The sequence below is a fragment of the Streptomyces sp. NBC_00259 genome (assembly GCF_036181745.1).
Taxonomy (GTDB): domain Bacteria; phylum Actinomycetota; class Actinomycetes; order Streptomycetales; family Streptomycetaceae; genus Streptomyces; species Streptomyces pratisoli.
On record NZ_CP108080.1, the window covers coordinates 2681176 to 2694536 of the forward strand.

At 73.0% G+C, this 13361-nt stretch carries 11 protein-coding genes; 7 read left to right on the forward strand and 4 right to left on the reverse strand.

The features are described from left to right. Positions 1-165: 165 nt before the first annotated feature. The 6 genes from OG766_RS12020 to OG766_RS12045 all read left to right on the forward strand — a co-directional run bounded on the left by OG766_RS12020 (position 166) and on the right by OG766_RS12045 (position 9415). Positions 166-1119, forward strand: a complete 954-nt coding sequence (locus tag OG766_RS12020; protein ID WP_443045478.1) for a glutamate ABC transporter substrate-binding protein — start codon at positions 166-168, stop codon at positions 1117-1119. 115 nt (positions 1120-1234) lie between these two features. Continuing rightward, positions 1235-2521 carry a hypothetical protein gene (locus OG766_RS12025; RefSeq protein ID WP_266377981.1) on the forward strand — a complete coding sequence of 429 codons (1287 nt, stop codon included), beginning with the start codon at positions 1235-1237 and terminating at the stop codon, positions 2519-2521. Continuing rightward, complete coding sequence (locus OG766_RS12030) at positions 2518-5262, forward strand: serine/threonine-protein kinase (RefSeq protein ID WP_266374156.1); 2745 nt, start codon at positions 2518-2520, stop codon at positions 5260-5262. Before OG766_RS12025 ends, OG766_RS12030 begins: the two co-directional genes overlap by 4 nt. 85 nt (positions 5263-5347) lie before the next feature. Beyond that, a complete protein-coding gene (locus tag OG766_RS12035; protein WP_266374154.1) occupies positions 5348-6682 on the forward strand; it encodes a PP2C family serine/threonine-protein phosphatase in 1335 nt (444 codons plus the stop codon). A gap of 89 nt (positions 6683-6771) precedes the next feature. After that, complete coding sequence (locus tag OG766_RS12040; protein WP_266374153.1) at positions 6772-8130, forward strand: vWA domain-containing protein; 1359 nt, start codon at positions 6772-6774, stop codon at positions 8128-8130. A gap of 82 nt (positions 8131-8212) precedes the next feature. Continuing rightward, complete coding sequence (locus OG766_RS12045) at positions 8213-9415, forward strand: FHA domain-containing protein (RefSeq protein WP_266374152.1); 1203 nt, start codon at positions 8213-8215, stop codon at positions 9413-9415. 46 nt (positions 9416-9461) lie between these two features. Here the strand turns inward: OG766_RS12045 and OG766_RS12050 are convergent, their stop codons facing one another. Then, on the reverse strand, positions 9462-10469 hold the full coding sequence (locus OG766_RS12050) for a methyltransferase domain-containing protein (RefSeq protein ID WP_266374151.1): 1008 nt from the start codon (positions 10467-10469) through the stop codon (positions 9462-9464). Between the two features lie 119 nt (positions 10470-10588). Here OG766_RS12050 and OG766_RS12055 point away from each other — a divergent pair, with 119 nt between their 5' ends. Beyond that, complete coding sequence (locus OG766_RS12055; RefSeq protein ID WP_266374150.1) at positions 10589-10993, forward strand: globin; 405 nt, start codon at positions 10589-10591, stop codon at positions 10991-10993. A gap of 82 nt (positions 10994-11075) precedes the next feature. Here the strand turns inward: OG766_RS12055 and solA are convergent, their stop codons facing one another. From solA to OG766_RS12070, 3 genes are read right to left on the reverse strand one after another with little or no spacing between them, the layout of a single operon-like run. Then, complete coding sequence (gene solA / locus OG766_RS12060) at positions 11076-12221, reverse strand: N-methyl-L-tryptophan oxidase (RefSeq protein WP_266374149.1); 1146 nt, start codon at positions 12219-12221, stop codon at positions 11076-11078. A 42-nt stretch (positions 12222-12263) separates the two neighbouring features. Further along, a complete protein-coding gene (locus OG766_RS12065) occupies positions 12264-12932 on the reverse strand; it encodes a hypothetical protein (RefSeq protein ID WP_266374148.1) in 669 nt (222 codons plus the stop codon). After that, a complete protein-coding gene (locus OG766_RS12070) occupies positions 12929-13360 on the reverse strand; it encodes an acyl-CoA thioesterase (RefSeq protein ID WP_266374147.1) in 432 nt (143 codons plus the stop codon). The genes OG766_RS12065 and OG766_RS12070 overlap by 4 nt, the downstream gene beginning before the upstream one ends. Between the last annotated feature and the right edge of the window lies 1 nt (position 13361).

Sequence of the window (13361 nt, forward strand, 5' to 3'; positions counted from 1 at the left end):
GACGCGATGCCGGACGGGACGTCGGCCACGGCACCGGGCCCGGACGGGACGTCGGCTGTGGCACCGGGCGGGACACCGGATGTCACGCCGGACGCCGGTACGGCGAGGTCGCGTCGTGCGAGTCGGCCGGGGAGCCGGCTCCGCGGCTGGGGAGGTGTCGCCACGATGGCGGCGGCCTGTGCGCTGACCGCGGTGCTCACCCTGGTTCCGCTCTCGCACGGTGGCCCGCCCGCCGGTGCGCAGGCAGGCGCGGCCGCGGCCGCCGCGCAGCCCGCGAAGGCCGACGACTGCGAGAGCCCGGAGTCCTCGCTGCGGCCGTCCTCCGAGGACGGACCGGCGATCGAGGAGATCAAGCAACGCGGCATGCTCATCGTCGGCGTCGACCAGAACAGCTACCGCTGGGGCTACCGCCGCGCCGACGGCAAGCTGGAGGGCTTCGACATCGATCTGGCCCGGGCGATCGCGCAGGACATCCTCGGTGACCCCGAGAAGGTCATCTTCCGGGCGGTGCCCACCAACCAGCGGATCGCCGCGCTCAACAACGGCACGGTGGACCTCGTCGTACGGACGATGACCATCAACTGCGCCCGGATCAAGCAGGTCGCGTTCTCCACGGCCTACTTCCAGACCGGCCAGCAGGTGCTCGCGCCACGGCAGTCCACGATCACCGGCTTCGACACGTCGCTCGCGGGGAAGAAGGTCTGCTCGGCCGAGGGCTCCACGGCCTACGAGGCGCTGGCGAAGGACCCGCACGGCGCCGAGTTCAAGGACAAGGACGACGAAGGCCCCGGCGACAAGGACCGGTTGACGGTCTCCAACCAGCTGGACTGCCTGGTCCGGCTGCAGCTCGGCGAGGTCGACGCGGTCGTGACGGACGCGGCCCTCGCGGCGGGCCAGGCGGCGCAGGACCCCTCCGTCGAACTGAAAGGCGCCAGGCCTTTCACCACCGAGTACTACGGCGTGGCGGCCAAACTGGGCAGGGACGACCTCGTCCGCCGGGTCAACAAGGTCCTCGACGAGTACCGTGCGGGCCCCTGGATGCAGGCGTACGCCAAGTGGCTGAAGAAGGACCTGCCCGGCATATCCGGTCCGCCGGTGCCCAAGTACCGGGACAATTGATCCGGTTGGGATGCTGAGTCCCCCGGGTTCGACCCTGCCGGGAGGTCCGGCAGCACATCGGAGAGCACAAGCGGAGAGGTGATCGATGGGCGTCACGGGACCCCCCGGGCCGGTAATGGACCGGGACGAGGTGGACCGTGCGCTGGCGCGGCTCGGGGAGGAGCACGAGGCGATCGAGACCTCGCTCCTCGCCCTGCAGGACCACGCGGGCCGCAGGCTCCTGGAGGGCGCGGAGCTGACGGGTGTCACCAAGGACCGCTGGGCCTCCACCGAGCAGGCCATCACCCTGCTGTGGGGCTACTTCGACGCGTACGCGGCGGCGTTGCGCTCGGCGCGTGAGCTGCGCGCCCGGCGCCGCTGGCCCAACCGGGACGACCTCGTCGAGCTGACCGACCGGCTGCGCGGCCCCAGCGTCACCGTCGCCGGCTCCGCCGCCCATCCGGCCCCGTCCGTGACGGGCCCGGCCAGGCTCTCCGAGCGTTTCACGCTGGAGGGCCTGGTCAGCAGGATGAACACGCTGTACGCACGCTCGCTGGACCTGGTGGTCGCCGCCGACTCGGTGTGGTCGGCACTGCCCGCCCGGATCGATCTGCTCTCCGCGGAGCTGCAGCGCACCCGTTCGCTGGCCCACTCGGTGGGTGTGCGGCCGGGAGAGCACCCGGCGGGCGACGATCTGGAATCGATCACCCACGAGCTGTCCACGCTGCGTGCGCAGGTCGTTTCCGACCCGCTGGCGTTCTGGTCGCCCGCGCCGGTCAGTTCGGCGCCCGGAGGCGGCCGTCCCGACACGGACCGCTACGACCGGGCGGCGCGCGCTCTGGAGGACGTACGCCGTGAGATCGAGGCGGTCCTCGCGGTCCGCCAGGATTCGGAGGAGCGGCTGCTGCGGCTGCGCGACGTGCTCTCGCGCGCGGACCGCACTCTCACCGAGGCACGTTCCGCGCGGGGTGAAGTGCTCGCGAAGATCGCCGCGTCCGAGGTGCCCGCGGTCAGCGGCCCGCCGACGGTGCTGCAGGAGCGGCTCGCCACGGCCGCCGAGTACCGCAGGCACGCCCAGTGGCACCGGCTCTCGCCGCTGCTGGAGTCCCTGGAGCGGGAGGCCGAGGAGGAACTGCTGCGCGCGCGTGAGTCGTTGACGGCGGTGACGGCACCGCTCGCGGTCCGCGCGGAGCTGCGCGGGCGCCTCGACGCGTACAAGGCGAAGGTCGCCCGGCACGGCATGGCGGAGGACCCGCTGCTGATCGAGCGGTACGACGCGGCCCGCCGGATGCTGTGGAGCGCGCCCTGTGATCTGCGCGCCGCCGAGCAGGCGGTCCTGCGCTACCAGCGGGCCGCGGGGGAGGTCCTGGTGCCCCGGCAGTCGGGACCCAGGGACAGCACTGGTCACCAGGGGGAATCATGAGTGACATGGCGAAGTGCAGCCGCCCGGGCTGTGAGGGCTCGTACGAGGACGTCGGCGGCGGCGAGCTGTACTGCGACACCTGCGGGCTGGCGCCCGAGTCCGGGCGCAAGGAGCCGGCCGCGGCGGCCGCCCCCGGCGCGGGCACCTGTCAACGGCCCGGCTGTGAGGGCTCGTACGAGGACGTCGGCGGCGGCGAGCTGTACTGCGACACCTGCGGGCTCGCCCCCGTCGTGTCGCCGACCGGCGCGCTGTCGTCGCCGCCGACCGGGCTGACGGCGGGCGGCAAGGGAAGCAACAGCTCGTCCGCGCGGTCCTCCCGGTCGTCGCGTTCCTCGACGTCGCGGCGGTCCGTGTCGGGGCGGCTGTCCCGTTCGCTGTCCGGCCGCAGTTCAAGCCGCTCGGTCTCGGTCCGCAGCTCGGGCGCGTCGGCGTCCTCGTCGGGGCGGAACCGGCTGGGCGCGGGCCTGGTCACCGTCCCGGACGTGCCGCGCCCCGATCCCCGGTCCGCGGTCATGGCGAACCCTGAGGTCCCCGAGCGCAAGCGGTTCTGCAGCCGCAGCGACTGCGGAGCGCCCGTGGGACGTGCCCGCGGCGACCGGCCCGGGCGTACAGAGGGGTTCTGCACCAAGTGCGGCCACCCGTACTCCTTCGTGCCGAAGCTGCGCGAGGGCGACATCGTCCACGGGCAGTACGAGGTGATCGGCTGTCTGGCGCACGGCGGCCTCGGCTGGATCTATCTCGCCATCGACCGGGCGGTGTCCGACCGCTGGGTGGTCCTCAAGGGCCTCCTCGACACGGGTGACCAGGACGCGATGGCCGCGGCCATCTCGGAGCGCCGCTTCCTCGCGGAGATCGAGCACTCCAACATCGTCCGCATCTACAACTTCGTCGAGCACCTCGACCAGCGGACCGGCTCCATGGACGGCTACATCGTCATGGAGTACGTGGGCGGCAAGGCCCTCAAGGAGATCGCCAACGAACGGCGCGCTCCCGACGGCAAGCGGGACCCGCTGCCGGTCGAGCAGGCCTGTGCGTACGGGATCGAGGCGCTGGAGGCGCTCGGGCATCTGCACAGCCGGAATCTGCTGTACTGCGACTTCAAGGTCGACAACGCGATCCAGACCGAGGACCAGCTCAAGCTCATCGACATGGGCGCGGTGCGCAGGATGGACGACGACGAGTCGGCGATCTACGGCACCGTCGGGTACCAGGCACCGGAGGTCGCGGAGGTCGGCCCCTCGGTCGCCTCCGACCTCTACACGGTGGCGCGCACGCTGGCGGTGCTGACGTTCGACTTCCAGGGGTACACGAACGTGTTCGTGGACTCCCTGCCCGACCCGGACCACATCGAGGTGTTCCGGACCTACGAGTCGTTCTACCGGCTCCTCGTCCGCGCGACCGACCCGGACCCGGCGCGCCGCTTCGCCTCCGCGCAGGAGATGGCCGACCAGCTGACGGGCGTCCTCAGAGAGGTCGTCGCCCTCCAGTCCGGCCGCCCGCGCCCGTCGCTGTCGACACTCTTCGGCCCGGAGCTGCGCGTCACGGACACGGAGCTCTTCGCCGAACTGCGGGGCGAGGTCTCGGCCCTGGGCACCCGCCGGCCCGTGCGCCGCGTCCGCGGCGGTGCCGCCCGGCAGGCGGGCGGCGCCCCGCTCACCGGCACGGCGACCGGAATCCTCGGCGGGACCGACGGGTCGGCCCCCGGCGCCGCTTCCGGCGCGTGGCCGGGGTACGCGTACGCGCAGACGCCGGCCGCGCTGCCCTCGCCGCGCGGGGAGCTGACGGCGCCGCAGCTGCCGCCGGGCGGGGAGCCGCGGCTCGCGGCGCTGGACGTGCGGGCGACCGCACTGGCGCTCCCGGTGCCGCGGGTCGACCCGAACGACCCGAACGCGGGCTTCCTCGCCGGTCTGCTGGCCTCCGCGCCGGCCGAGCTGATCGCCGCGCTGCACGGCGCCCCCGCCGGCTCCGTGGAGCTGCGGCTGCGTGAGCTGCGCGCCCGGCTGGAGATGGGCGAGCTCACGTCCGCGACGACCTCCCTGGCGGATCTGGAGGCGCGTCACCCCGACGACTGGCGGATCGTCTGGTACCGCGGCATCGCCTCGCTCGCGACCGGCGACGACGAGACGGCCGCGCTGTCCTTCGACGCGATCTACGACGCCTTCCCGGGCGAGGCCGCCCCGAAGCTGGCGCTCGCCGTGTGCGCCGAGGTACTGGGCCAGTTGGACAACGCCGCGGAGTACTACCGCCTGGTGTGGGCCACCGACCCGAGCTATGTGAGCGCCGCGTTCGGCCTGGCCCGGGTCCAGCTCGCCGCGGGCGACCGCGTCAAAGCCGTGCGTACGCTGGAGTCCGTGCCGGAGGCGTCCATCCACTACACGGCCGCGCGGGTCGCCGCGGTCCGTGCGCGGCTGCGCCGACGCGCCGCGCACGATCCGCTGATCGACGATCTGACGGCCGCGGCCGCCCAGGTCACCGCCCTGGACGCGCTCGGCCTGGACGCCGTGCGCCGCGAGCGGTTGTCCACGGAGGTTCTGGGTACGGCCCTGGACTGGGTACTCTCCGGCAGTGCCGGGGCCCGGCCGGGGAGCACTGCCCTGCTCGGCAGCGAACTGGACGAGCGCGGACTGCGGTTCGGTCTTGAGCGTTCGTTCCGGGTGCTCGCCCGCCTCGCCCGGCACGGTGAGGAACGGATCGAACTGGTGGAGCGGGCCAACCGCTACCGCCCCCGGACGTGGGTGTGATGCTGTGCTGTCCCGGGGACCAAGCCCCGGACCTCCGGCGGAAGGACCGAGGCGCGCCCGGCATGTCAAGGCGAGGTGAAAGCGAATGACGCCACAGATGCCCCAGTTGTCGGCCTGCCCCGGTTGCAAGGAACCGCTCGAGTCCGGCGACCTGTTCTGCGGTGCGTGCGGGTACGACCTGTCCGCCGTACCAGCGCCGCCGACGGACCACCCCACGATCGCGATGGGCGGGCCGGTCGACTGGCCCGAGGCCCCCGAGGCGGGCGGCTCGGGCCTGCCGGCGCCGGCGCAGCGGCCCGGCGAGGTGCCGGGCACCGACTCGGGCGGCCGTGAACTGCCCGCGACCGCGGTCCGCTTCGACGGTCCGGACGCGCAGACCGGCCCTGCCGCGGTGCCGGGCCGGGCGGCACCCGTCGGCTCGGGGGACTTCGAGCTGGCCGCGCCCGACCCCCGTGCCTCCGGGCACGCGGGAGGGCACGCCGCCACACCCCCGGCCGGCACGAAGCTCTGTGTCGCCTGTCGCGCGGGCCATGTCGACCCCGACGGCTACTGCGAGAACTGCGGACACGCCCAGCCGCGCGAGCGCGACCACATGGAGCAGGAGCTGGGCTCGGTCGCCGCGGTCAGCGACCGGGGCCTGCGGCACCACCGCAACGAGGACTCGTTCGCCGTGTCGTCGACGGCGCTGCCCGACGGCTCCCCGGCGGTCATCGCCATCGTCTGTGACGGCGTGTCCTCGGCCACCCGTCCCGACGACGCCTCCTCGGCCGCGGCGAGTTCGGCCAACGAGGCGCTCCTGGCGGCGCTGCCCAGCGGTACGCATCCGCAGCAGGCGATGCACGAGGCGATCCTCGCCGCGGCCTCCGCGGTCAACTCGCTGGCGGCCGAGCCGGGCCAGGCCATGGAGCACGATCCGCACCGGCATCAGAACGCCCCGGCGTGCACGCTGGTGGGTGCGATCGTGGCGGCCGGTCTGCTGGTGGTGGGCTGGGTCGGCGACAGCCGGGCGTACTGGGTCCCCGACGACCGCAGCGGCCCGCCCGCCCGGCTCACCGAGGACGACTCATGGGCCGCGCAGATGGTCGCCGCGGGCCTGATGAGCGAGGCCGAGGCCTACGCGGACGAGCGGGCCCACGCCATCACCGGCTGGCTCGGCGCCGACGCGTACGAACTGGAGCCGCACACCGCGTCCTTCAAACCGGACCGGCCCGGTGTGGTCGTGGTCTGCACGGACGGCCTGTGGAACTACGCGGAGGCGCCGGAGGACATGGCGCAGGTCCTGCCGCAGGACGCGGCCGGACGGCCGCTGCACGGGGCGCAGGTCCTGGTCGGTCATGCGCTCGACGGCGGCGGCCACGACAACGTAACAGTGGCCGTGCTCCCGTTCGCCGTGCCGCGGCAAGGGGCAGGATCGGCCTGAAGAAGGCCTCGCCTCCAGTCCTGCGCGTCCGTTCGGCACCCTTTTCCTCACGTCTGCCTGTCAAGCGGAGCCTCAAGGAGCCAGTCCAGATGGCCAATTTCTCGAAGTCGAACGTGCCGCAGTTCTCCGTCGAGGTGTACCAGAACGAGTTCCTGCCGGAAGGCGGGCGCGAAGTGAACGCGATCGTCACCGTCACCTCCACCGGCGGAGGCACCAACGGTCGCGCCCCTACCTCCGGAACCGCCTCCTCCCCTTCGTCGATACCGGGGCAGCGCACGGACGCCGCTGTAGTGATCATGGTCGACTGCTCGGGCTCGATGGACTATCCGCCGACGAAGATGCGCAACGCGCGCGATGCCACGGCCGCCGCCATCGACACCCTGCGCGACGGCACGGCCTTCGCGGTGATCGCGGGTACGCATGTGGCCGCGGAGGTCTATCCGGGCGGTGGCCGGCTGGCGACCGCCGATCCCTCGACGCGGGGGCAGGCCAAGGAGGCGCTGCGCCGGCTGAGCGCGGGCGGCGGCACCGCGATCGGCACCTGGCTGCGCCTGGCCGACCGGCTGCTGGGCTCCGCCGACGTCACCATCCGGCACGGCATTCTGCTCACCGACGGCCGTAACGAGCACGAGTCGCCGGAGGATCTGCGGGCCGCCCTCGACGCGTGCGCGGGCCGTTTCACCTGCGACGCCCGCGGTGTGGGCACCGACTGGGAGGTCAAGGAGGTCACGGGCATCGCCTCCGCGCTCCTGGGCACGGCCGACATCGTCGCCGATCCGTCCGGCCTCGCCGCGGACTTCACGCGGATGATGGAGAACGCGATGGGCAAGGAGATCGCGGATGTCGCGTTGCGGCTGTGGACGCCCGTCGGCGTGGAAATCACGTTCGTGAAGCAGGTGGCGCCGACGGTCGAGGAACTGACCGGCCGGCGCACGGAGGCGAGCCCGCGCGCCGGGGACTATCCGACCGGTTCATGGGGCGACGAGTCCCGTGACTACCACGTGAGCGTGCAGGTGCCCCAGGCAGCCATCGGCCAGGAGATGCTGGCGGCCCGGGTCTCGCTGGTCCTTCCCGACCCGGCGGGCGGCACCCCGCAGACGCTCTCCCAGGGTCTGGTCCGGGCGGTGTGGACGGATGACATGGCGGCGTCGACGTCCATCAACCCCCAGGTCGCCCACTACACGGGTCAGGCCGAACTGGCGCACGTCATCCAACAGGGGCTCGATGCCCGCAAGTCGGGAGATTTCGACGGCGCCACGGCGAAACTGGGCCGGGCCGTGCAACTGGCGGCGGCCTCCGGAAACGAGGACACTGCGAAGCTGCTGGCGAAGGTGGTGGACGTCGTCGATGCGGCGACAGGTACTGTGCGGCTGAAGGCAAGGGTCGCGGAAGCGGACGAGATGACGCTCGAAACGCGCTCCACCAAGACAGTTCGCGTGAAGAAGTAAGTCACGCGGCGGTCACAAGCAGTCAGGAAAGCACAACGTGTCCGGCTCGCCGGCCGGACGAAGGAGAGGGGGAAGCGCCGACATGCCGACCTGCCCGAACGGACACCAGTCGGGTTCCGACGACTGGTGCGAGGTCTGCGGCCATCGCATGGCCGGGGCGGGGGCTCCGGCGGGCGCGGTTCCGCCGCCTCCTCCCCCGCCGCCCGGATACGGCCACCCGGGCCCGGGCGGCCCCGACGCCACGGCCCAGGCGGAGCTGTGCCCGCAGTGCCGTACGCCGCGCGAGCCGATGGCGCCGTTCTGCGAAGAGTGCCGCTGGAACTTCCTCACCAACACGGCGACGTCGTACACCCCCCTCGCCCCGCCCGGACGACCGGGCCCCGGAGGTCCCGGCGGCCAGGTGCCCGGGCTGAATCTGCCGCCCGGATTCCAGGCCCAGCAGCCTCCGCGCCCGCCGGACCCGTACGAGTACCAGGGCTCACGGCCCTCGCAGATGAACCGGCCCGCCGAGCCGCTGACCGGCGAAGCGTCCGCGCCGCGTCCTCCGCAGCCCGGCCCGCCGGCACCGCCCGCGTTCCCGCAGCCGGGCCCGCCCGGCCCGCCGGAGTTCCCGCAGCAGCACGGGCAGCCCGGCCAGCCCGGTCCGTCCGGCCCGCCGGAGTTCAGCCGGCCCGGTCCGCCCGCGCAGCAGCAGGGATTCCCGCCCGGGCCGCCGGCGCCGCCCGGATTCCCACAGGCCGTGCCGGCACCGTCGCAGCGGCAGCAACAGCCCCCGCAGTCGCAGGGAGGCGGGGACGACTGGATGCTGCCGCCACCCTCGCAGCAGCAGTCCCCGCAGCGGCCCACGCCGCCGCAGCCGCAGGCGCCGTACCAGCCCCCCGCCGGCTGGACGGCGGTCATCGCGCCCGACCGCGAGTACTTCATGGCGATGATGCAGCGCAGCGGCCCCGAGGCGGCCGGGCTGAACCTGCCCGCGTACTCCCCGGAGCAGCAGCTCCAGCTCTCCGGCAACCAGGTCACCATCGGGCGTCGCCGGCACTCCACCGGAGAGTCGCCCGACATCGACCTGTCGGTTCCGCCGGAGGACCCGGGCGTCTCGCACCAGCACGCGGTCCTGGTCCAGCAGCCGGACGGCTCCTGGGCCGTGGTCGACCAGAACTCCACGAACGGCACGACGGTGAACGGCGGGGAGGACCCGATCCAGCCCTACGTCCCCGTCCCGCTGATGGACGGCGACCGGGTGCATGTGGGCGCCTGGACGACGATCACCATCCGTCGCGGCTGACGATCACCGTCGACGGCGGCCGGCACTCGTCGTCCGCCGCCGACGGTCACCGCCCGGCATCGCCGGGCACGTCGAGGGGCCAGGCGTACGGCCCTTCGGGATCGTCCAGCCAGGCCCACTGGCGGCCGCCGCTGACCGTGGCACCGAAGCGCTCCCGTTCCGGCCGCTGCTCACGCTGCCAGAGCGAGAGCGCTTCGTGCGGATCCAGGCTCCCCGCGGTCAGCGTGAGCAGGAAGCGGAACAACTCGCTCCCGGCCACGCGCCGCGGCAGCCCGCCGACATGCGGTATCGCCGTCCGCACGGGCCCGCCTCCGCGCAGGGGGACGAAGAACGCGGGGGTGTGCAGGAAATGACCCTCCGCATGGTCCGCGTCACGCACCCGCAGCAGGATGAGACCGTTGGCGAGCGGGGCGAGGACCAGCCCGCCGGGCCGGCACTGCGGCAGCCATGACTGCGGTACGGACGGCAGGGCGCAGGTCGCGATGACCCGGTCGAAGGGGGCGCGCCCGGGACAGCCGCGGGCGCCGTCGCCGGTGATCACGGTGGGGTGGTACCCGGCCGCCTGGAGATGGCTTCGCGCGGACTCGGTGATCTCCGGATCGAGATCGACGGTGGTCACGTGCGAGTCGCCGAGGCGGTGTGCCAGCAGGGCCGCGTTGTAGCCGGTGCCGGCGCCGATCTCCAGCACGCTGTGCCCGTCCCGCACCTCCAGCGCGTCCAGCATCCGGGCCATCAGGGACGGCTGACTGCTGGAGGAGACCAGTTCACCGTCGCGTACCCGGGTGGCGAGCGGCCCGTCGGCGTAGGCGCCCCTCAGCCAGCGCTCCCGCCGGTCCGGATCGGAGTCGCCGGACCACAGCCGCTCGTACCCGGCGAAGGTCGACACGTAGTAGTACGGCACGAACAGATGGCGGGGCACCTCGGCGAAGGCCGCCCGCCAGGCCGGATCCTCCAGCGCCCCGGTAGCGGTGATCCGGCGCAGCAGCGCCGCGCGTACTTCGGCAGCGGGACCCGCGAAGGGATCCCGCATGCGCGCGTCCTGGTCTGCACCCATACCTCCACTTTCCTGCGCCCCCGCGCGGGAGGCGAGGACCCGGCGGGTGCTTTTCGCCGGGGTCCGGCCGAAGTCCTAGGGCCCAGGTCCTCGTCCGGTCCGTCTGAGACCATGGACCGGTGAACGAGATTCCGCGGGGCACACTTCAGGAGCAGACCTTCTACGAGCAGGTCGGCGGCGAGGAGACCTTCCGCCGTCTGGTGCGACGTTTCTACGAAGGCGTCGCCGAGGACCCCCTGCTGCGCCCGATGTACCCCGAGGAGGACCTGGGCCCGGCCGAGGAGCGCCTGAGGCTCTTCCTGATGCAGTACTGGGGCGGCCCCCGCATCTACAGCGAGAACCGCGGCCACCCCCGGCTCCGGATGCGCCACGCGCCGTTCACCGTCGACAAGGCCGCGCACGACGCCTGGCTGAAGCACATGCGGGTCGCCGTCGACGAACTGGGACTCTCGGAGGAGCACGAGCGGCAGCTCTGGAACTACCTCACGTACGCGGCCGCATCCATGCTGAACACGGCGGGCTGACCGGCCGGCCCACGGCGCGGGCCACCGGGCGGCCACCCCGCCCCAACGCGTCAGCAGCGCGAGCGCCCGGGTGCGTTGCACGTCACAGCGGCCTGCCTGGAGCGAACAGGTCGATGGGGTGGGCGGTGCCGCCGGTCAGCGCGAGATCGGCGAGGATCTCGCCCACCACGGTGACGAACTTGAAGCCGTGGCCGGAGAATCCGCAGGCGACGGTCACGGACTCCGGGTGCGCGGGGTGCCGGGCGATCACGAAGTGCTCGTCGGGCGTGTTGGAGTACATGCAGGTGGCGGCCCTGAGGAAGGTGCCGGGAAGACCGGGGAGACGGGGAGCGACCTGGTCCGCCATGGCCCGGATCTCGTCGTCGTGGACCGTGCGGTCGATGGTCTCCGGTGTGCAGACCGTGCCCTTGCGGAAGAAGGCGACCTTGGCGCCCCCTTCGGGGCCGTCGATGGCGGGGAAGCCGTAGAAGTGGACGCCCGCCTCGTCCTCCCAGACGTAGATGGGATGCCGGTCGGCGGTGTAGGGGCCGGTACCGCCGGTGGGCTGGAACCAGTACATGACCTGGCGCTCGATCGTGATCGGCACCCCGAGACCGGCGAGCAGCTCGGGCGCCCACGCTCCGGGGCAGACGACGAGCTGTCCTGCCGTGTACACGCCGGTGGCGGTGTGCACCCGTACGCCGTCGCCGTACGCCTCCCAGCGGGTCACCGGCTCCTCGAAGCGCAGCTCGGCCCCGCCACGGGCGGCGAGCCGGAGCTGGGCGGACACGGTGCTCTCCGGCCGCAGCAGCCCCGCCTTGGCCTCGTACAGGGCGACCTCGTCGTCCTGCGGGGCGAACGTCGGGAAGCGGCGCCGGAGTTCGCGCGCGTCGAGCAGCTCGTGCGGCAGGTCCCACTGGCGGGCCGAGCGCAGGGCCCCGGCGACGGGAAGGGACTCCGGGCGGCCGACCATGAGGCCGCCGCAGAGGGTGGCGATGTCCTGACCGCTGTCGCGCTCCAGCCGCTCGTACAGCTCGTACGCGCGCAGCAGCAACGGCACATAGGCCGGGTCCTCGAAGTACGACTGGCGGGTGATGCGGGAACCGCCGTGGCTGGAGCCCTTGTTGTGCGCCGGGCCGAACTTCTCCAGGCCGAGGACACGGGCACCGCGCTCCGCGAGATGGTGCGCGGCGGCGCTGCCCATACCGCCGAGTCCCAGGACGATCACGTCGTACGTCGTCTGTGCCATCTGCCGCTCCTCGGCGTCGGATGCGGTCGTCCGCGGTCGGCCTCAGGCCGGGGTGACGGTCAACGCGCCGAGCCCGGCCCTGCGTATCGCGATCGAGCCGAACGGCGTCCGCAACCGGAGCCAGCCGCCCGAGGCGAGCAGCGCCGCACCGGTGACGTCATCGGGGGTCGGGCGCAGAAAGCCCAGCGACTGGGCGGCGTGCACGGCCCGCAGCGGCAGTTCCGTGTCGCCGAGGGTCCGGGACCAGATCTCCCGCCCGATCCTGTCGCGCTCGGCCCGGGTGCGCCGCTCCGCGGGCAACACCTCGTCACGGGCGCGGAATTCGGCGACCGCGGCGGCCACCGCGCCTCGCATCTGTACGACTCCGGGCAGCCCCGGCAGCTCCCGCCAGCCTCCTCGGGGCGGCAGCACACCCGCCCACGGCGGGCCCGTGACGGCGGCGGGCACGGCGAGCGCCGTGCCCTCGACGGACTCCAGCAGCTCACCCGCCGAGACGGTGACATCCAGCTCCACCGGCTGCGCCAGCCGCGCCGTACGGATCGCGAGGACCTCGAACGACGGCGGACGGCCGAACACGGCGAGCGCGCCCCCGCCCGCCTGCAACCGGACCGCGGCGGCCCGGTCGTAGTGGATCAGCCGACCGAGGAAGGCGGCGAGATCCGCCGCCTCCCTCGCGTCGGCCAACCACAGGGCCTGCACGGGCGCAGTCATGCCGCGAGCGCGTCCTTCACCGCGTCGTCCAGGTACTCCTGGAGGAAGGACTTCTCCTCGGCACTGATCCGGCGCGGACGCGCCGCCGCCAGGTCGTAGGGGACGACGACGGTCGAGGCCCGGACGTACACCTGGTCCGGATCCTTGATCTCGTACGCGATCGTCAGCGACGCAGCGCCGATCTTCGTCACCCAGGACTCGACGGTCACCGGCTCGTGCCGGTGCACCAGCGGGCGTACGTAGTCGATCTCGTGGCGGGCCACGACGGACCCGCCGGAGAACGACGGCGAGCCGTCCCCCGGCGCCAGCCGGAACATGAAGTCGATGCGGGCCTCCTCCAGATAACGGAGGAAGACCACGTTGTTGACGTGCCCGAAGGCATCCATGTCCGACCAGCGCAGGGGGCAACGGTAGATGTGACGTGCCAAG

Bases quoted from the DNA above. Each gene is read 5' to 3' on its own strand.
- OG766_RS12020 (WP_443045478.1), top strand. From the start codon at position 166: ATGGCGGCGGCCTGTGCGCTGACCGCGGTGCTCACCCTGGTTCCGCTC.
- OG766_RS12025 (WP_266377981.1), top strand. From the start codon at position 1,235: ATGGACCGGGACGAGGTGGACCGTGCGCTGGCGCGGCTCGGGGAGGAG.
- OG766_RS12030 (WP_266374156.1), top strand. From the start codon at position 2,518: ATGAGTGACATGGCGAAGTGCAGCCGCCCGGGCTGTGAGGGCTCGTAC.
- OG766_RS12035 (WP_266374154.1), top strand. From the start codon at position 5,348: ATGACGCCACAGATGCCCCAGTTGTCGGCCTGCCCCGGTTGCAAGGAA.
- OG766_RS12040 (WP_266374153.1), top strand. From the start codon at position 6,772: ATGGCCAATTTCTCGAAGTCGAACGTGCCGCAGTTCTCCGTCGAGGTG.
- OG766_RS12045 (WP_266374152.1), top strand. From the start codon at position 8,213: ATGCCGACCTGCCCGAACGGACACCAGTCGGGTTCCGACGACTGGTGC.
- OG766_RS12050 (WP_266374151.1), bottom strand. From the start codon at position 10,469: ATGGGTGCAGACCAGGACGCGCGCATGCGGGATCCCTTCGCGGGTCCC.
- solA (WP_266374149.1), bottom strand. From the start codon at position 12,221: ATGGCACAGACGACGTACGACGTGATCGTCCTGGGACTCGGCGGTATG.
- OG766_RS12065 (WP_266374148.1), bottom strand. From the start codon at position 12,932: ATGACTGCGCCCGTGCAGGCCCTGTGGTTGGCCGACGCGAGGGAGGCG.